The organism is Psychrobacter sp. CCUG 69069, from assembly GCF_021023115.1.
GTDB classification, from domain to species: domain Bacteria; phylum Pseudomonadota; class Gammaproteobacteria; order Pseudomonadales; family Moraxellaceae; genus Psychrobacter; species Psychrobacter namhaensis.
The window spans coordinates 1-19,280 of the sequence record NZ_QQAI01000023.1; the positions used below are offsets into that span (position 1 = coordinate 1).

At 46.1% G+C, this 19,280-nt stretch carries 14 protein-coding genes and 1 pseudogene; 5 read left to right on the top strand and 10 right to left on the bottom strand.

The features are described from left to right. Positions 1-533, top strand: a 533-nt coding sequence (locus DVY93_RS11480; protein ID WP_230710889.1) for an RNA-guided endonuclease InsQ/TnpB family protein, incomplete at its 5' end; no start/stop codon positions are given. Between the two features lie 168 nt (positions 534-701). Continuing rightward, positions 702-2,576 (top strand): SurA N-terminal domain-containing protein, encoded by a 1,875-nt coding sequence (locus DVY93_RS11485; protein WP_230710890.1) that lies wholly within the window; start codon positions 702-704, stop codon positions 2,574-2,576. A 152-nt stretch (positions 2,577-2,728) separates the two neighbouring features. Here DVY93_RS11485 and purH read toward each other — a convergent pair whose 3' ends face one another. The 6 genes from purH to mrcB all read right to left on the bottom strand — a co-directional run bounded on the left by purH (position 2,729) and on the right by mrcB (position 10,700). Then, positions 2,729-4,309, bottom strand: a complete 1,581-nt coding sequence (purH, locus tag DVY93_RS11490) for a bifunctional phosphoribosylaminoimidazolecarboxamide formyltransferase/IMP cyclohydrolase (protein WP_193005704.1) — start codon at positions 4,307-4,309, stop codon at positions 2,729-2,731. 152 nt (positions 4,310-4,461) lie between these two features. Then, positions 4,462-4,824, bottom strand: coding sequence for a DNA-binding transcriptional regulator Fis (fis, locus tag DVY93_RS12430; protein WP_193005705.1), 363 nt, complete (start codon positions 4,822-4,824; stop codon positions 4,462-4,464). A gap of 183 nt (positions 4,825-5,007) precedes the next feature. Continuing rightward, positions 5,008-6,258 (bottom strand): DUF3426 domain-containing protein, encoded by a 1,251-nt coding sequence (locus tag DVY93_RS11500; protein WP_193005706.1) that lies wholly within the window; start codon positions 6,256-6,258, stop codon positions 5,008-5,010. A gap of 181 nt (positions 6,259-6,439) precedes the next feature. Then, positions 6,440-7,366, bottom strand: a complete 927-nt coding sequence (gene prmA, locus DVY93_RS11505; RefSeq protein WP_193005707.1) for a 50S ribosomal protein L11 methyltransferase — start codon at positions 7,364-7,366, stop codon at positions 6,440-6,442. A gap of 131 nt (positions 7,367-7,497) precedes the next feature. Continuing rightward, positions 7,498-8,304 carry a tetratricopeptide repeat protein gene (locus tag DVY93_RS11510; RefSeq protein ID WP_230710891.1) on the bottom strand — a complete coding sequence of 269 codons (807 nt, stop codon included), beginning with the start codon at positions 8,302-8,304 and terminating at the stop codon, positions 7,498-7,500. A gap of 32 nt (positions 8,305-8,336) precedes the next feature. Continuing rightward, the gene (gene mrcB / locus DVY93_RS11515) at positions 8,337-10,700 is read right to left on the bottom strand and encodes a penicillin-binding protein 1B (RefSeq protein ID WP_442966523.1); all 2,364 of its coding nucleotides are present in this window, start codon (positions 10,698-10,700) and stop codon (positions 8,337-8,339) included. Between the two features lie 540 nt (positions 10,701-11,240). Between mrcB and DVY93_RS11520 the strand changes: the two genes are divergently transcribed. Continuing rightward, on the top strand, positions 11,241-14,090 hold the full coding sequence (locus tag DVY93_RS11520; RefSeq protein ID WP_230710893.1) for a heavy metal translocating P-type ATPase: 2,850 nt from the start codon (positions 11,241-11,243) through the stop codon (positions 14,088-14,090). A 141-nt stretch (positions 14,091-14,231) separates the two neighbouring features. On the opposite strand, the gene DVY93_RS11525 is transcribed toward DVY93_RS11520, so the two are convergent. Beyond that, the gene (locus tag DVY93_RS11525) at positions 14,232-14,954 is read right to left on the bottom strand and encodes a Bax inhibitor-1/YccA family protein (protein WP_193005711.1); all 723 of its coding nucleotides are present in this window, start codon (positions 14,952-14,954) and stop codon (positions 14,232-14,234) included. Between the two features lie 299 nt (positions 14,955-15,253). On the opposite strand from DVY93_RS11525, the gene DVY93_RS11530 reads away from it, so the two are divergent. Together DVY93_RS11530 and DVY93_RS11535 are read left to right on the top strand one after the other, a co-directional pair. Continuing rightward, the gene (locus tag DVY93_RS11530) at positions 15,254-16,258 is read left to right on the top strand and encodes an NAD(+) kinase (protein WP_226949450.1); all 1,005 of its coding nucleotides are present in this window, start codon (positions 15,254-15,256) and stop codon (positions 16,256-16,258) included. Positions 16,259-16,300: 42 nt separating this feature from the next. Continuing rightward, complete coding sequence (locus DVY93_RS11535; protein ID WP_230710894.1) at positions 16,301-16,612, top strand: YeaC family protein; 312 nt, start codon at positions 16,301-16,303, stop codon at positions 16,610-16,612. 95 nt (positions 16,613-16,707) lie between these two features. Here the strand turns inward: DVY93_RS11535 and DVY93_RS11540 are convergent, their stop codons facing one another. From DVY93_RS11540 to DVY93_RS11550, 3 genes and pseudogenes are all read right to left on the bottom strand, one after another. Beyond that, positions 16,708-17,082, bottom strand: coding sequence for a HopJ type III effector protein (locus tag DVY93_RS11540; RefSeq protein WP_230710895.1), 375 nt, complete (start codon positions 17,080-17,082; stop codon positions 16,708-16,710). Between the two features lie 187 nt (positions 17,083-17,269). Beyond that, positions 17,270-17,437: pseudogene (csrA, locus tag DVY93_RS11545) on the bottom strand (carbon storage regulator CsrA); the annotation flags it as partial. 365 nt (positions 17,438-17,802) lie between these two features. Beyond that, positions 17,803-19,089: an aspartate kinase gene (locus tag DVY93_RS11550; RefSeq protein ID WP_193005715.1), complete on the bottom strand. Its 1,287-nt coding sequence runs from the start codon at positions 19,087-19,089 to the stop codon at positions 17,803-17,805. Between the last annotated feature and the right edge of the window lie 191 nt (positions 19,090-19,280).

Below are 19,280 nucleotides of genomic sequence, written 5' to 3' on the forward strand. Positions count from 1 at the left end.
AAAACTGGAAAAAACACAACCGCAAGATTCAAAAATTACACCACCATATCGCCAATATTCGTCATGACTACTTGCACAAAATCACCACCAGCATCAGCAAAAACCACGCCATGATTGCTTGTGAGGACTTGAAGGTCGCCAATATGTCGACATCAGCCAGCGGGTCGGTGGAGAATAAAGGTCGTCATGTCAAAGCCAAGTCAGGATTAAATAAATCCATTTTAGATCAAGGCTGGGGCATGATGGTCAATATGCTTGAGTACAAGCAGCAATGGCGGGGTGGATTACTCATTAAGGTAAATCCAAGATACACCAGCCAAACCTGCTTTGAATGTAAGCATATCGCTAAGGAAAATAGACAAACTCAAGCAAAGTTTGAGTGCGTCAAATGTGGTCATAAAGCCAACGCTGATATTAATGCAGCTCGTAACATATTAGCGGCAGGACATGCCGTTTTGTCTGCGGAGGGAGGATGCAGTAAAGGTCGCCCGTTGAAACAGAAAACAAGTGACATTCGTGAGAAAGTCGCCTAAAGGCTAACGCTTTTAGAATCCCCCACTTGAGCGCAGCGAATGTGGTGGGAGTGTGTCAATAAATGTACACGTTCTTACTCTTACCATTGCGGGCTTAGATAGCATTGATATTAATAATAGTATTACAATGGTTTTTCATCAATATAGGTTAATAAAGCAGAGATAACTATGGATAAATTGCGCGATTTCTTAAAAAGCTGGCCAGGTCGCATTTTATTGATTTTATGCCTATCGCCGCTCGCTCTACTGGGTGTCGAAAGCTATTTTGGCGGCGGGGTCGATCCCAACCAAATCGCTCAGGTGGGTGAAGCAAGCGTAGGGTTGTCCGAGTATCAGACTGCCGTCAATAGCCGTCGCTCTGAAATTCTAGAGCAAGTTGATGATGCCAGCCTATTGAATGAAGATGTGCTGCACGAGCAGGTACTAAAGGGGCTTATCGATCGTACGTTGTTAGAGCAGCAAGCGGGTAAGCTTGGCATGACCGTCTCTGATGACACCATCAATCGTTTATTGCGTCAAGAAGAAATCTTTAAGGATGCCGAGGGGAATTTCTCTAACGAGCAATTTTCAAATTTTTTGCGCCAGCGCGGTATGACTAAAGATCAGTTATTTGCAGAGTTCCGTAATCAGCTGAGTCTCGATCAGCTCAATGCGAGTATCGTGGGTACCGCTGTTTATCCAATGCAAGCGGTCAGCCAGCTGATTGATCTCCAGCTTGAATCCCGTAATATCTGGCTACATCGGTTTAAGTGGCAAGATTATGTCGATCAGGTTAAGCTGAGCAAAAACGATATACAAGCCTACTATGATGCCAATAAAGACACCCTAAAAAGCGCCGCTATGGTAGATTTGGCTTATTTGCAACTCAGTCCTCAAACCATTCAGGTGGAGGATGTTACTGCAGAAGAGGTGCAGCAGCAGTACGAAGCTTACAAGCAAGGCTTAGCAGTCACCGATGAGCGCAAAATCAGCCAAATCCTATTGACTGGTGATGATGCCAAGGCAAGAGCCGACAAAATCAAAACTCGTCTAGATAAAGGGGAGTCTTTTGCTGCATTGGCAAAAGCAGAATCTGATGATCCGTCAGGAGAGGCAGGGGGTGATATCGGCCGATTTAACCCAAGCGTATTTGGTAATGATGCTGCAGCGGTTGAAAAAGCGTTAGCAGGATTGAGTGTTGGCGATGTGACCGCGCCGATTAAAACCAACTTTGGCTATCAGATATTTACTGTCACCGAAGACAATGGGCGCAAAATACCCACGCTAGAAAGTATGCGTGACGAGCTAACCGCTAAAGCAAAAGAGTATAAGCGTCAGGAAGTCTATGCAGATAAAGTGACAGCGATTAACGACTTGGCAGCGGATGGTTTTAGTATCGAAGACATTGCTCAGCAAGAGAATGTAACGCTAAAGCGTCTCAAAGACTACCGTAAAGAAAACAATCAATCAGTACTGTCACAACCAGCCGTGATCAAACAGGCCTTTGATGAGTTTACTATTCAGGATCAGGCAGTGACAGCCGGCATCGAAGTTGGTAATGGTACAGTATGGGTGCAGCCAAGTAACTATCGTCCGACTAAAACGCTGACTTTAGCCGCCGCGACGCCAAGAATTACTCAGACACTACGTCAGCAAAAAGCCACGGCATTGGCGCTAAAAGAGGCTAAAGCGTTGGCCGCTGGTATTAAAACACCTGCGGATATTGCTAAGCAGCCCGTCGACCTTCGATCTTTAGGTGAGGTCAATCGTCAAACCACCCTATTGACAGAAAAAGAGCGCGGCTTGGCCTTTAGTCAGCAAGCGGCTAATAATGGTGTCGTGGCAATCGCTAGTGAGACTGAGGCGGGAGCGACCTTGTTGGTCGGCGATCGTATCAAAACGCAGCAGCAGTCACCGTTGTCTGATGTGCAAAGAGCGCAAACCGCTGCAATCATTCGTGATAATTTAGGTCAAGATCAGCTACAAGACTATCTAGATTATCTGCGTTTGCTGTATAAAGTTGAGATTAATGAATCCAACATGGCAAACGCACAAGGGCGTTAAGCATTTGCATGGTCGTTAATGCTAAATGGCTATAAGAGAAGCGCATAAAAAAGCCACTGTAAGTTACAGTGGCTTTTTTTATTGGTCAATGCTGCTTGTATATGTCAACAGCATCTTGGCTTTTTCTACTGCAATGTAATAATCACGATGGACTAATGGCGGAAATGGCGCATGCCCGTAAACACCATTGCGATACCGTGCTCGTTTGCCGCAGCAATGGTTTCATCATCACGCATAGAGCCACCTGGCTGAATAATAGCAGAAATGCCCACTTCAGCAGCGTTATCAATACCATCACGGAACGGGAAGAAGGCATCAGAGGCCATCACAGCGCCTTCAGTGGCCAATCCAGCATGCTCCGCTTTAATAGCAGCAATACGGGCTGAGTTGACACGGCTCATTTGTCCTGCGCCCACACCGATGGTGCGCTGACCTTTTGCATAAACAATAGCGTTAGATTTGACGTATTTTGCTACGTTCCAGCTGAACAGTAGATCGGCAATCTGTGCTTCAGTTGGCTGTACGTCAGTGACGATTTTTAGGTCATTGGCCGTGATTAAGCCAAGATCTTGTTCTTGTACTAACAGGCCGCCGTTGACGCGCTTGTAGTCAAGTTGTGAGTCGCGTTGATCGGGCGCTGGTAGCTCACCACATACCAATAAACGCACGTTTTTCTTTGCAGCAGTCGCCTCGAGCACACCGTCTTCAATACTAGGGGCAATAATGACTTCTACGAATTGATTGTCGATAATGGCTTTCGCCGTAGCAACCGTTAATGGACGGTTAAATGCAATGATACCACCAAAAGAAGACTCAGGGTCAGTACTAAAAGCGGTGCGATAAGCCGTTACTTGGTCGTTATCAGCAGCGACACCGCACGGGTTGGCGTGCTTAACGATGACGCAAGCAGGGGTGTTAAAGGCTTTAACGCATTCAAGCGCGGCGTCGGTATCAGCGATATTGTTATAAGACAGTGCTTTTCCTTGCAATTGCTTAGCAGTCGCGATAGATGCTTGCTGGCTTTTTAGCGGTTGGTTTTCGGTATAAAAAGCAGCGCTTTGATGGGGGTTTTCACCGTAGCGTAGGTCTTGTGCTTTCTCAAGCTGCACATTAAACGTACGTGAAAATTTCTCAGGCGTTTGCGTTTCATTGACACGGCTGCCGAGGAAATTGGCAATCATACCGTCATATTGTGCGGTGTGTTCAAAAGCTTTGACTGCTAAGTCGTAGCGTAGGGCCGTGGTCAATTCCGTGCCATCCCCTAAAGCGGCAAGGATGCGCTCATAATCTGCTGGATCGGTCACGATACCCACGTGAGCGTGATTTTTCGCCGCCGAACGCACCATGGTTGGGCCACCGATATCGATGTTTTCGATGGCATCGTTCATGGTTACATCAGCCCGAGCGATGGTTTCAGCAAAAGGATATAAGTTGACGACAACCAAATCGATGCGCTCAATCGCGTGGTCACTCATCACGGCATCATCTGTACCACGGCGGCCCAAGATACCGCCATGAATTTTAGGATGTAGCGTCTTTACCCGACCATCCATCATTTCAGGAAAGCCCGTGTAATCAGACACTTCAGTCACGGCGACGTTGTTTTCTGTGAGTAACCGATAAGTACCGCCAGTAGACAGTAAGCCAAAACCTGCTTTAATAAGGCCTTGCGCAAACTCAACGATATTGGATTTATCGGAGACCGATAATAGGGCAAGTGGGGTTTTACTCATAAAAAAATTCCATAAAAAAAGCCTGACGTAAACGTCTGGCAAGGAGATAACGACAACTATTGCTAACCGTATCACGATGGATACAGTCATAAACGTTCAGTTGCCATGGAGAATTGTTGTCAGGGACAGTAAATGAGATCATATAGCTGGCGCTACATCAAGTCATAGGTTTTGAGTTTTTTGCGTAAAGTACCGCGATTTAAACCTAGGATTTGCGCGCACTTGGTTTGATTCCCCCGCGTTTGTTCAAGGACAACGGATAACAGCGGTTCTTCGATTTGCTTTAAAATAAGCTCATACAAGTCGGTGGGTGTCTCATCGCCTAGCATCGCAAAATACTGTCGTACCACGCGCTCAACATGGACGCGTAAAGGTTCTTGCATATTGGTTGCGTGGCTGTTTAAAGAAGCGCTAAGGTCGTGAGTAAAATGAGGGTAGTTGTCTTTATTATAGTCGGCAGGATGCTCAGAGCTTTTGGCAAAACGTTGGGCGTTATGCTGTGCATGAGGTGCCATAAGATAATGTCCTTGAGAGTAGAGAAAAGCAAACCATAAGAGGTTAGGGTATTATATCAAATAAATATTGTCTAGCGCTGACAGATTGGTCGCTATCTGAGCCGCAACGCTGCTCATCAAATCATGCTCAATACTATTTACAGAAACCTATTGTAGAAACCTATTTTATTTATAAAGTGTGGTTCAATACAGAGGAGTTGCCGTCACTTCGCGAATGTTTGTATTGGCCACAGGGATCGTAAAGAGTAACTGTCGGCCACTGTCAGCAGCTAATTGGTTTTGTTTGCTTAATAGGTAGTCGTTTGGTGCTGCGATGAATTCCCCGATCAGATTATTGGTACCATAAACGCTGACTTTTATATTGGGGTAGAGCTGCGCTTTTGTGCTTTGGTTGTGTAGAGTGGCACTCACATCGCTGAATGCACCTGTTACCTTGATTTGACTAGGCTGGTGATTGAGGTCAGTCACGGTTAATGCACCCAAATCGGCATTTGGCAAACTACAAGCCGCAATCGAACAGAGTGCATGGAGGCGCTGGGCATAAACGGGGTCTTTAACCAGTGTCTCTAGGTTAAAAATGACGTATTGGGCAAACAGTAATAAGGCTAATACCAAGCAGCCAAGCGACCACAGTACTGATGCTACCGAATAGTTATCTGACGGTGGTGCCGTGCTAGCTTGAGCTTGTCTGGCACGCGCGTCCGCACTGCCATCTTCGTCTTTAAGCGACACACCCATATCGAGCAACAGTTGTGATAAATCTGTATCGTCTTGCGGTGTCTCGGCGCTTTTATCTTGCTCTTTAAGAAGCGCTTCGAGCCAAGCGTTGTCCGCAGTCTCATCGACACTTGCGTGAATGTCATTAGCCGCAGCTGAACTCAGGGCAACCTGTGCTGATGATGACGGCTCGGTTAGAGGAGCAGAGGGTGTTGGATTAACGGATGAGCGGCTGTTTTTAACACTTTTTTTAGAGGGCATATTTGATGGCGTACTAGCGGCTCTAGAAGCATTACTGGCTTGAGTCAACCAAGCTTCCATACTGTCTAGTGAGTCATACTCTAAAATGGGGTCTGCTGGCTCATCGATGTCCATATCATCATGAATTAAATCATCGTGAATCAACTGGTCAGATGAACACTTTTTTGTAGCGGGCTTACTCAGTAAAGACTTAGCATTGCTTGAGCGCTTCTGGACTTTATGATGAGTGTTAGATGGCTGTGCTACGCCAGTATCTGGTGTGAATGTCGTGGTTATATCGGTTTGAGTAGGGGACGTGTTAGGAGTATCAGTGGTGACAATCAGATGTTTATTCACCAAAAAACTTTGTTGGCAGTGATCACAGCTGACGGTAGTATTTACTTTATTTAACTGAGTTTGTTTTACTTTAAAGCAAGCGTGGCAGTGCGGGCATTGAGTTTTTATGGGCGTGGTCATAGGGTCGAATCCAAAAAAGTATGGTTATCAATACCGCTTAGCCACTCACTAACAGCTGCCTATAAGGCTAAGACTGTCATCTAAACTCTCTATAAATGCAACCATTACAGGCAAGGACAGAGTGGCGCCAAACACATAACATTTGACTGCCCTCTATCGTAGCAGATGTAATTAATTGTTGCTAGCCTGTAAATGTACCGGACAAACGCTGCCAATGTTGGTCTTCTTGTGCGGTAAAGGCATGCTTTGGATCAAGCGCAAAATAAGGCTGATAAGCAGCAGCGACCGCTTCAGTCTGTGATTCAATCAAACCCGCCAATACGATACGGCTATCAGTCTTCACTAAAGTGGCAAAGTAAGGGGCCAAGCTGATAAGCGGTTTTGCCAAAATGTTTGCCACGAGCACATCGACAGGTAAAACCTCATTTTGTGCACAGTAGTCGCTAAACTCTTCTGGTAAAAACGCTTGAAGGCGCCCATCGACGTGGTTACGCTCAGCATTTTGATTGGTGGCGAGTACGGCTTGTGGATCGATGTCGACCGCATACACTTGGCGTGCCCCTAACAACAACGCTGCGATGCCCAAAATACCTGAGCCACAGCCATAGTCAATGACTACTTTATCTGTTAAATCCTGCTCTGTGAGCCAGTCAAGACACAAGCGAGTAGTGGCGTGATAGCCAGTACCAAAGGCCAGTCCTGGGTCCATAATGATGTTGGTCGCATCAGGATTTGGCGGTGTGAGCCAATTGGGTACAATCCATAAGTCATTAGCGCATTCGATAGGGTGATAGTTGCTCATCCACTCGCGCTCCCAGTCTTTGTCATCAACGGCACTCAGCCAAATACGTGTAGCGTGTACTTGTGCGGCGATTTCGTGACTTAAATGTTCGACAGCCTGTCGGCTACCAGCATCGGTCGTCGCATCAAACAGGCCTGTTAGGATAACCTCGTCCCATAAAGGCGATTCGCCAGGTAGCGGCTCGAATAAAGGTTGGTCGCCTGCGTCGTCTAAAGCGATTGATAAAGCGCCGGCTTCCAGTAGCAGCGCCTCCGCCAAATCGACGTTTGCTTTTTCACATTGTAAGTGCAGTTGTTGCCATGCCATAACGATAACCTTAAGCTAAAATAAAATGAATAGGTGAGTTGGAGAAATTATGAATGCGTAGGGCGCAAAAGTTAACGAAATCACTTTTGGGCTGACTACTCAAGAGTTTGATGATGCAATGTTTACAGGTATTAGCGTAAGGCTTGCTTCGCTTCACTGACCACACGTGAATTACCTTGTGCTTGCCCTGATTGCAAGATGATTTGCCACAGTGCCCGTCTGCGACTCGTATCTTGAGAGACACTAAGGCCACGGCGTGCCATGGCTTCAGCCTTACGCGGTTGGTTCTTTTTTAAGGCCACTTGAGCCAAGTAAAAGTACACCGCAGAGGATTTTGGTGCTAAGCGCTGAGCACGGGTAAAGCTGTTTTCAGCATTGGTCAACTCGCCAGATTTTAGCTGCCTGATACCGACTTGCATCAGATTGCGAAATGCCGGCAGTGTACTGTTATTACTGGCAGATTGCGGTGTGCGTTGTTGTGAGTTTTTTCTTGCCTGTTCTAGTAGCTCATTGTGTGACGGCGCTGCTGGCTCAGAGATGACATAGTCATCGCGAGAAGGCGTAATGATAACCGCATCAGGTTCAGTTGTCACGGGGTTAGAAGATGGGAAGGCAGGCGTGTCTTGCGTCAATGGATTTGGTGCGTCCAAAGGTTCAGAGGAACGATCAGATTCGATCGTATAGTCGTCTTCTGTTCTGATAATCGGCGCTTGCGTGACAGCGGGCGTCGAGGTGGCTTGTGTTTGCGCTGATGGAACAGTTTGAGCCGGTGTTTTTTGTATAGAGGTTTCGGTATGGGGCGCCGTCTGACAAGCGCTCACACTTAGCATCATAGCAAGAGCACTGGCTACGGACATCGTATTGACTGGCGTCGCTTTTTTAAGCTGCGTGATAATAGCCGGCTTGGCTGATACAGTTTGCGTTAGAGGGAACACCATGTTGAGACCTTTTTTAAGTTTTAAAAACACTTTTAGAACCATTCAACGGCACGATCATACCAAGTGTCAGTACGACTTTCTGTATCATTACCATTTTGTCCGTCATTGTCTTCTTGGCTATCGGTGTCAACGGCTTCACCATTTGGAATCTCTAAACCTTCACGGCGGCGTTGCTGGTTGATAGCGCCTTGCTGGCTTTGTTCACGCGCCTGATCTTGTTGATACAATCTAAGCGCACAACTGCTGGCTTCTTCTGGTAGATGCGCTGACATCACTGGTAAGTAGCGCGCATCGGCACAGCGCTCGTTAGACAGCTTGCCTGAGTTGTTTTCAAGCCACAGCCATTCGATACCTTCAGGCTCGGGTAGGGCCACAGGTGTGAGTTTTAAGCGTTTCATGTAATCTACCCAGACCGGTAGTGCGCCAGTACCACCGCTCAAACCTATCGGCTTATTGTCGTCTCGGCCCACCCATACCACACTGACATAATTGCCACTATAGCCTGCAAACCAAGCATCGCGGTAATCGTTTGTCGTGCCTGTTTTGCCCGCAAGATTCAAATTGCTACCAAGTGATTGCGCACGTCTAGCTGTACCATTTGAGACCACTTGCTGTAGCGCGTAGTTTGTCAAAAAATTGGTTTCAGGTGGAATGCTACGCTGAGTATTTAGGCCAGTACGCTGCAAAATACGGCCGCGATCATCAATCACAGTACGAATACTATGAATAGGCGTGCGAAAGCCACCAGTTGCAAAAACTTGATAGATACCAAGCATATCCATAGGGCTAAGGTTGACAGAGCCTAACAACGCTGATGGATAGGGGGGCACTTTTTCTTTAATACCCATACGTTGTAGCTGCTTGGCGAAGGTGTTGACACCAAACTCCATCCCTAAGCGTACAGCCGCTTGGTTATAAGATTGCGCTAACGCTGTGGTCAGGGGCACGGCGCCATGATCACGATTGTCATAGTTTTTTGGATTCCACTCAGTGCCATCGTTTAAAGTGACAGTGATTGGTGAGTCATCTACTGAACTGGCCAAATTATAGCGGCCACTCTCGAGCGCTGTCATGTAAATGATCGGCTTCAATAAAGAACCTACTTGGCGTTTGGCATCGACGGCACGGTTAAACCCTGTAAACTCACTACCACTGCCTACCACTGCCACCAATTCACCAGTTTCAGGGTTGGCACTCACTAATGCCCCTTGCAAATCCTTAGTTTTGTTACTGTTACGACGCAGTTCACCAAGCTTTCTATCCACCGCTTTGTCTGCTGCTAACTGAGCAATAGGATCTAGGGTACTAATAATAGTCAGGCCCTCGTTTTTGAGGTCATCAGAGTAGTAGACAGTATTTAGCTCACGTTTCACGATATCCAAAAAGTCAGGGAACTGACTCTTGCCTTCCACGGGCTTATCAACGACACCAAGCGGCTGCTCTATGGCTTTGTCGTATTCCTCTTGGCTGATGGAGCCCACTGCCAGCATATTACTCAGTACCACATCACGGCGCGCTTTTGAATCGTTTGGATGGCGACGTGGGTTATAAATACTTGGACCTTTGGCCATACCGACGAGCATCGCTTGCTGGTCTAAGCGCAGCTCATTGAGCGGTTTGTCAAAGTAAAACTGTGACGCCAAACCAAAACCATTGATAGAACGGTTACCGTTTTGACCTAAGTAAATCTCATTTAGATAGGTTTGTAGAATTTCATCTTTGCTATAATGCAGTTCGAGTAGTACAGCCATCAATGCTTCGTTGGCTTTGCGTTTCAGCGTACGGTCCGAATTGAGATAGAAGTTTTTAATAAGCTGCTGAGTAATGGTCGAGCCACCTTGTCTTGCGCCACCAGAGAAATTATTAATGACGGCGCGAGCAATCCCACGGAGAGATACCCCTTTATGCTCATAAAAAGCGCGATCTTCGGTGGCGATCAGCGCATCAATTAATGGCTGAGGCACCTCGTCTAAGGAGACGACCATTCGATCTTCGTTACTGTCTGGATAGATACCACCAATACTCACCGGCTCTAAGCGAATGATGCCACTTTTGGCCGGTAAGGTGCTTTGTACAGACTCAACCTTATTACCCGCAATGGTCATTTTGATGACCTGCTCTTTGTCCACATCGTTGGCACTGTAAGTAAAGCCGCGCGTATGGATGAAATAAGTATTGCCTGATCTATGGTAAGTGCCAGTGCGATCATACGCTTTGCTGCTCTGATAATTGAGCAACTCTAGCCATGTCTTCATGGTATCTCGATCGACATTGGCGCCTTGATACAACTCTAGTGGCTGCGAGTACACTTTGGCAGGAATATCCCAGCGCTTACCCTCAAACTTATGAGTGATGGTGCGATCCAGCTTAACTAAATACAGCGCCAATAGCACCATGCCAGCGATGATGACGATTAATAGTAGACTACTAAACACCAAGCCGCGTTGCTGAGAGGGTAGCGTGTGTATAGCAGACTTAGAGGGCTGTGGTAGCTTGGAGTTTGGTAACTTAGAATTGGATTTTTGCACTGATGTCGCACCATTTTTGGATAAAAAACTGCCTCATAATGACTCAAATTGACAAATTTTTCAATCTATCATCGTCAATGCAGGCATTCATTGGTCGTAGATCAGGGGTGATAGGGCTGTTTACCACGAGTGCTTATAGTATAATCTCTATTGTAATACTCGTATTCATCATAAAGTATGAGCCGCTTTTAATTGGGTTTACCAGTGCCATATAAGACAGCAAGTTACGAATGCTATCATGATGTGTTTTGTATGGATCCGCCATCGTTTCTGATTCTGTGCTAACGGGTCGAAGCCAATACGATTGAAAATCGCATTTTGAAAGAGGGCACGCACCCTTAACGATAGCAAGTTTACTGAGAGCGAATAGGGTTTAAGAAAACCTATATAAAGGAAGTAAGCGCGATTATGTCTAGTACCTCATCACCAGTGTCATCCACCACCAGCCATCATTATGAAGACAACTCTATCACCGAAGGTTTGGTGCTACCACGCGTAGGGCACTGCTTTCACTGCGGTGATCCCGTACCCCAGCCACCGTTTCATGCAGAGATACTAGGCAAGTCTCGTGAGATGTGTTGTATGGGGTGTCAGTTAGCGTCACAAAGTATCGTAGAAGCAGGGCTTGAGCAGTATTATCTCGACCGCTCAGAGATTAATCGCACGGCAAGCCTACCCACCCAGCTGACTCGACTTGAAGCTTACGATCATGACGAGATAAAGTCGCAGTTTGTCTACGCGCAAGATGGTCTGTCAGTGGCAGAACTGTCTGTCAATAACTTACGCTGCGCTGCCTGTACGTGGTTGATCGAGTCACGCCTCGATGAGTTAGAGGGCATTAATAAATGTCAGGTGAATTTGACCAACCAGCGTATGCGGGTGATTTGGAATGAAGAGAAGCTACCGATTAGCCGTATTCTAGCCATCATCAATGAAATCGGCTACGAAGCTAAGCCTTATCGGCAAGATACCCATGAAGCCATGCTGGCGCGCCACAACAATCAAATGCTATTACGTCTAGGTATCGCGGCGTTGGGTTCGATGCAGGCGATGATGTATGCTGTGGCGCTTTATTTTGGTGAGTACAGCGACATGTTGATATTCCAGCGTGATTTTTTGCGGTGGGTATCTTTATTTGTCAGCACACCTGTCTTCTTTTATGCCGGTATTCCTTTTTTTACCTCAGCATGGTCAGCGATACGGGCTCGCCAAGTCAATATGGATGTACCCGTTAGCCTGGCCTTGATCATCACTTTTTTTGCCAGCCTCTATGCCACCGTTACTGGACAAGGAGAGACGTACTACGACTCAGTCAGTATGTTTATCTTCTTTTTATTAGCAGGGCGTTATATTGAACACAATGCCCGTTTAAAAGCCGCCACTATGGCCAATGATCTGGTGGTGGTGGAGCCTATGCTGGTCCAAAAAGTGGCTGAAGATAAAAGGGCTGCGGCGCGTATTTTACAGCAGCTCAAGGATAACGAGTCTCAACAGAATGAGACGGATAAAGCCATTGAAGAGTCTAACGCGCCGACTGATGTATTGATTGTCAATGAAACGGGCGAGCAAAACGTATCAAGCACTAAAGCAGAAGCCATGCCTGACTTTATGCAGCGTATGGAGGCCAATGTCCATCAGTTAACGTCGTGTATTGCCCAAGACTGGCAGCAGTCACGCAATCAGTTGTTAGCGCGAACAAAAACAGAAAATGATTCAGAAGATAGTGCAGAAAAAAAGCAGATGGTGACAGCCCATAGTTTGCAAGTGGGTGACATCATTATGGTGGAAGCTGGTTCTGAGATTATTAGTGATGGTATTTTACTCAGTCCAACCGCTACAGTGTCGCAAAGCTTACTGACGGGTGAGGGCGACCTGATTATCAAGAACCAAGGCGACTATATCGTTGGCGGCGCGCAAAACGACAGTCAGCCGTTTGAGATGCTAATCACAGCATTGCCAGAAGACAGCCAAATAGGCTTGATTGATAGACTGATGAACCGTGCCATGAGTGAGAAACCAAAACTTGCGCAGCAAGCGGATAAGCTGGCACGTTGGTTTGTGGCGCGGATACTAGTATTGTCAGCTTTGGTCTTTATCGGTTGGTACATGGTCGATCCAAGCCAAGCCATTTGGGCCACGGTAGCGGTTTTGGTCGCGACGTGTCCTTGTGCGCTGTCCTTAGCGACACCCATCGCCCTAACGGTGGCAACCAATCGACTGGCCAGCTATGGTTTTTTGACGACGCGTGGGCACACACTGCAAACACTCGCTGAGATCACCCACGTGGCTTTTGATAAAACGGGTACGCTGACGTATGGTAAGCCAAATTTACTAAATATTGAGCCAGCCACGCCCATCAATCAAAATAACCCTGACGCTTTAGCACTGTCTGCGCAGAAAGATGAGCTATTAGCCATCGCCGCAGCTTTAGAGGTGGGTAGTCGCCATCCAATCGCTCATGCCTTACTGACGGCTGCTTATCAGTTACATCTACCCGCGACCCAAGCGTTGCAGCATTATCCAGCAGGTGGGGTGGAGGCCATGATTGATGGTGTTGTGTACCGCATTGGACATGTGGACTTTGCTTTAGATGGCCTTAATAGTCATGCCACTGGCAATCATGATTTGACCATCGATTTGGTGGCACAGCGAGCCAGCTCAGCGGTGGTACTGTCCTGTCAGAAAAGGGAGTCAAAAACGTGGCAAGCGCTGGCGTGTTTCTATTTTAATGACAAGGTGCGTGATAGTGCCAAGCCAATGCTTGATGCGCTCAAAGGGCTGGGCATTGAGTCTGTGATGCTAACAGGTGACCCAAGTCCACAAGCGCTGGCGATGGCTGAGCGCTTAGAGATGCAGTTTGCCTACAATGGTCTATCACCAACGGATAAGGTCAACCATATCCAAACATTGCAAGCCAAAGGGGCGGTGGTATTGATGGTCGGGGATGGGATCAACGATGCCCCTGTATTAGCAGCGGCCGATGTTTCGACCTCGATTGCTGGCGCGGCGGATTTGGCGCAAGTGTCGAGTGACAGTATTATTTTGAATGGACAAATCGAAGCCATTACTGCGGCCAAACGTATCGCCGATAAAACCGAACGCATCATCAAGCAAAATTTTCGCTGGGCACTGATGTATAACGGTGTTGTGTTGATTCCAGCTGCTTTAGGCTATGTACCGCCTTGGCTTGCTGCTATTGGTATGTCGCTAAGCTCATTGTTTGTGGTGTTAAATGCGCTACGTCTGAAACGCGCCTAATGTCACTCTAAAAATGGCTTGGCGCTGTCTATCTGTTTTAATGACTAGAAGTGGGGCTGGCACTACGCCATAAAAAAAGGCCGTCTTTAATAAAAGGCGGCCTTTTTATTGAAACCAAATGATCGTTAGACAGACGTTAGATTAGTCTTGTAGGTAGCTTAGTAGACGCATAAATTCGATATACATCCACACTAGGGTGGCAAGGATACCGATACTGAATAACCATTCGTAATCTTCAGAAATCCCCATCGCCACACCGCGATCGATGTTATCGAAGTCTAGCAGTAGCGTGAAAGAAGCGATAACAATCACGAATAAGCTAAAGCCAATAGCAATAGCGCCACCTTCAAACAAGAAGGGTAAGGACGAGCCGAATGCTAAAGAAAGCACCCATTGCGCCACATATACAAGCATGATAGCAATAACCGCTGAGGTCACAATCGAGCGGAATTTTTCAGTGACTTTAACCAGACCTGAGCGATACAGCCCTAACATAACGGCCGCTGTCACAAAAGTTGCACACATAGCAGTCACTGGCACGCTTGGATACATTCTCATAAAGAACAGAGAAATACCGCCCAAGAATATGCCTTCTAAAAGTGCATAAGGCACTGCTAACGTTTTGGCTTTTTGTGGCTTAAAGGTGATAAAAAGAGCGAGACCAAAAGCGGCAAACATACTACCAAAGGCTGCCATCGTAATAAAACCTTGCGACAAACCAGCCATGAGGGCATAAAAGAAAAAGCCCACACCAGTGATAGCGGATAATCCAAGTAACAGACTGGTCTTTTGAATCACGCCCTTGACCGTCATAGGATTACCGCCGATCGCAAGCTCTGCGCGACTGACAATAGGATTGGCCATACATGTATCCTTAATAAAATATAAACAATATAGATATGAGCTACTTTAGCAAAACCCTTATTATTGTCAACTGTGTTTACGTGACAGCCATCAAGGCCTCGCGCCACTCTAGAGTTGCCCAATGGACTAGCATAAAGAGGGGTGAAGTAGCGAAATAAACACGTCTAAAGTTAACGTGTGATGGCTGTTATATGGGGTTGATTACGACAGTTAACAACGATAATTCATAAACGTGCTAGTCTAAGTAATCATTTATCGCTATCATTGCCTTGTATTTTACCGTTATGCCGAGTCGTTTTATGGAAAACTCAGCGCAGTCAGCACGATTGCCACACTTACATGAATCAGAGCTGTTCCACGCTATCAAAAACCCTGCGTTTAGGCGCATTGGGTTAATGGGCCGCGCTGGAAAACGCAGTGTCACTCAAAGTCTGGTGCAGATAGCCCAAACGATCAATGACATGAACCTCACATTGATTATGGATGTGCAAACGGCTAACTTGCCAACCTTAAACCTCACCGAGATTGAAAAAGTCAAAATCGTTAAACGTGGCTTAATCGGTGAGATTTGTGATTTGGTCATCGTCGTCGGTGGTGATGGCTCGATATTACATGCTGCTGAGGCGCTGGCGCGTTACCGTGTGCCAGTACTTGGCGTCAACCGTGGGCGTTTGGGGTTCTTGGCTGATGTAAAACCTGAGGAAGCCGCGTTTAAATTACGTCAGGTGCTGATGGGTGACTATCAACTGGATCATCGGTTTCTCTTAACCATGGAGATACGAGAAGGGCGCAATATTATCCATGAAGATATGGCCCTCAATGATGTAGTATTGCATGCTGGTAAATCAGTACACATGATTGATTTTCAGATGAAAATTGATGGTCAGGACGTTTATAGGCAGCACAGCGATGGCTTAATAGCAGCGACACCGACAGGTTCTACCGCGTATGCTTTGTCTGGAGGTGGTCCCATCATACATCCGAGCATGGATGCCATTTGTCTGGTGCCTATGCACCCCCATACATTATCCAGTCGACCCATTGTGGTGAGCGGCAACAGCGAGGTCTGTATTCGCATTCATGAAGACAATCGTACTCAGCCGATGGTGAGTGCGGATGGCAAGCCAAGCGTACCACTTGAGCAAGAGCAGCGCCTTTATATTCGTAAACATCCTGATAAGCTAACATTGTTACATCCGCCAGGATTTGATTTTTATGAGGCTTGTCGCACCAAATTGCACTGGAATGTCCATGCTGAAGAATTCAGTCTTGATGTTGATGATGATATTATAGACGATGAATAATCACATCTGTTATATAAAAAATAGTGGTGGAGAGTAGATAGGATGGACAAACAAACAATATTAACCAGTTTAACGCCAGAAGTGGTTGATAAGTTTCGTATGGCGATTGAACTCGGAAAATGGCCTGATGGCCGCAAGTTAACCGCTGAGCAGCGCGAAACCTGTATGCAAGCAGTCATGGTGTGGGAGCATGAACACCTGCCGCCAGCCGAGCGTACTGGCTACATTCATAAGCCAGTCAAAGAAGACGGGTCTGTCGTTGGCGCTGAATGCGATGTCGAGCATGAGCACCATTATCCCAATATGCCAAATCCTAAAGGCGCCGTGCAACCGGTTAAGTTCCGTGACAAATAATTTCGATTGTTGGTAACAAGCATCCATAAAAAAGCCACGCTAGTTAGCGTGGCTTTTTTGTTGCTCGATAAATGATGTATTCAATTCATAAACAGCTACAGCGCTGTTGTATCAACACTAGGACGAACCGTTAGTGGGTTCTTTTGCATCAAAAACCCTTGCCAGCCCCAATGTAAAAAATTGCGAATATTGGCATGATCTGTACTGTTAGGCGTCGCTAACACTTTGGCATAATGTTCGCCGAATAGTTTTAGCGTGTCTAACTGATTAAGACCATGGTGCTTGGCAAAACCAAAAATCTTCGCACTACCTTCGTTTTCGCCGGCTGCATTATGTACCATTCCGTTCACAAAAGGGGCAGGTGCATAACGATAAAAATCATCAATAAAGCTGATGACATCATTGAATCCAATGGCTTTTTTATTCAAACCATTAAGTAGAGCCGATACATCTGATTGGCGGATACTCATAAATAAATGACCTCAGAGCAGATTCAAAAGCAAAAATACCGTACTTATGAAAATACAATGCTTATGTGTGCTCAATGATTATTGATAGTTAAGCGTTAGATATCTTAGCTTAGCGATTAAAGTAGTCTTCATCATCAAATGAAGGCGCAAAACTGCCTTGCTCTAGATGCTGCATTTGCGACTGTACAGTACGCTCATGCTGAATACGTTGATAAATTTCTTCGCGATGTACAGCGATATCTTTAGGTGCATTCACACCAATCCGTACTTGATTGCCTTTAACACCTAGGACAGTGACACTGACCTCATCACCAATCATTAGCGTTTCGCCCACGCGGCGTGTCAAAATTAACATGCGTCACACTCCTTATGTCGCATCAAAAAATTATTACTCATCAGATTACTTCTCAATTGCAGGACATCACCGCAGCACTAGATAGGCAATGTATTAATAATAACCATAATACTTAACGTTGTGCTATAGCGGCAATGATAGGTAGATTCATTTAGCCCAAATGAAAGCCCCATTATAGGGGGCATAACAGATACTGTCACGGTTTTTCACAAAACTCTTAGGTAAACAATTATCCTAGCAATAATAAAAAAGAAAAATAGGATCTAAAAAGACCCTATTTGATTAAACTATTATTGAAAGTAATGAGTAGCCAATTAATTGATAACCGTAACTGCTAAATCTATACTTCAATGATTTTGGGAGTTTTATAACCCAGCGATTTTGCTTTCCCCATCTTCACGGTCAAGACCAAAGGCCGTATGTAACGATTTAACGGCTTTTTCTAGGTGCTGATCTTGAATGAGAACAGACACTTTGATTTCGCTGGTCGATATCATTTGGATATTGATGTTGTTTTCAGCGAGCGTCTGGAACATGAGACTAGCGACACCAGCGTGTGAACGCATGCCAACGCCCACCAAGGAGACCTTGACGACTTCGCTGTTGCCTAGGATTTCTTTCGCACCAATCTCGTCTTTGACTTCTTCGTTAAGTACTTTTAAGGTCTTGTCCAAGTCCGTGCGGTTGACAGTGAACGTGAAGTCGGTTGTACCGTTGTCCGAAAGATTTTGTACAATCATATCGATTTCGATATTGGCGCGGCCAATCGGGCTTAAGATAGCAGAGGCGATACCAGGATGATCGGGTACACCGCGTACTAAAATTTTTGCTTCGTCTCGGTTAAACGCGATACCTGAGATGATTGCCTGTTCCATACTGTCTCCTTCGTCTATCGTAATTAGGGTGCCAACGTTGTCTTGAAACTCTTGGTCAAAGCTGCCATCGGTATTTTCATCAAAGCTAGATAGTACACGCAAAGGCACACCATATTTACCAGCGAACTCTACTGAGCGAATCTGTAGAATCTTAGAGCCAAGGCTTGCCATCTCAAGCATTTCTTCAAAGGTGATTTTTTCAAGCTTTTTGGCTTTTGAGGTGACGCGAGGGTCAGTGGTATAAACCCCATCGACATCCGTGTAGATTTGACATTCATCAGCACCCAATGCCGCGGCAATAGCGACCCCAGTGGTGTCAGAGCCGCCACGTCCTAACGTGGTTGCATTGCCTTCATCGTCAATGCCTTGAAAGCCTGCCACGATGACGACATTGCCTGCCTCTAGCTGTTCACGTATGTTCTTATCGTCAATGCTTTCGATACGCGCTTTATTATGGGCATTGTCCGTTTTAATAGCGACTTGACGACCAGTAAATGAGCGGGCACCAATGCCAAGCTCTTTGATTGCCATGGCTAGTAAGGAGATAGAGACTTGCTCACCTGTTGAGACCATTTGGTCATATTCACGAGGATCAGGCTGAGTGCTAATTTGGCGTGCCAGATCGATCAGACGGTTGGTTTCACCACTCATGGCAGATACCACAACGACCACTTGATGACCATTGTCATGCCAGCGTTTGACTCGTTTGGCGACGTTTTTGATGCGGTCGATACTGCCCATCGAGGTGCCGCCGTATTTCTGTACTATTAACGCCATAAAAACCTACCTGTTATTCATTAATGACCTTTTATTGTCATTGATGAGCGCCAATGTGACTCTCAATCAATGCTTCCATAGTTAAGGCCGTATTATAAGAGTTGCGCCCTATGTCTTTTATTTATTCAATGTTCGTGGTTTAAACTCAATAAATGAACAATGTGTTCAAACGTTGACCTTTATATCATATC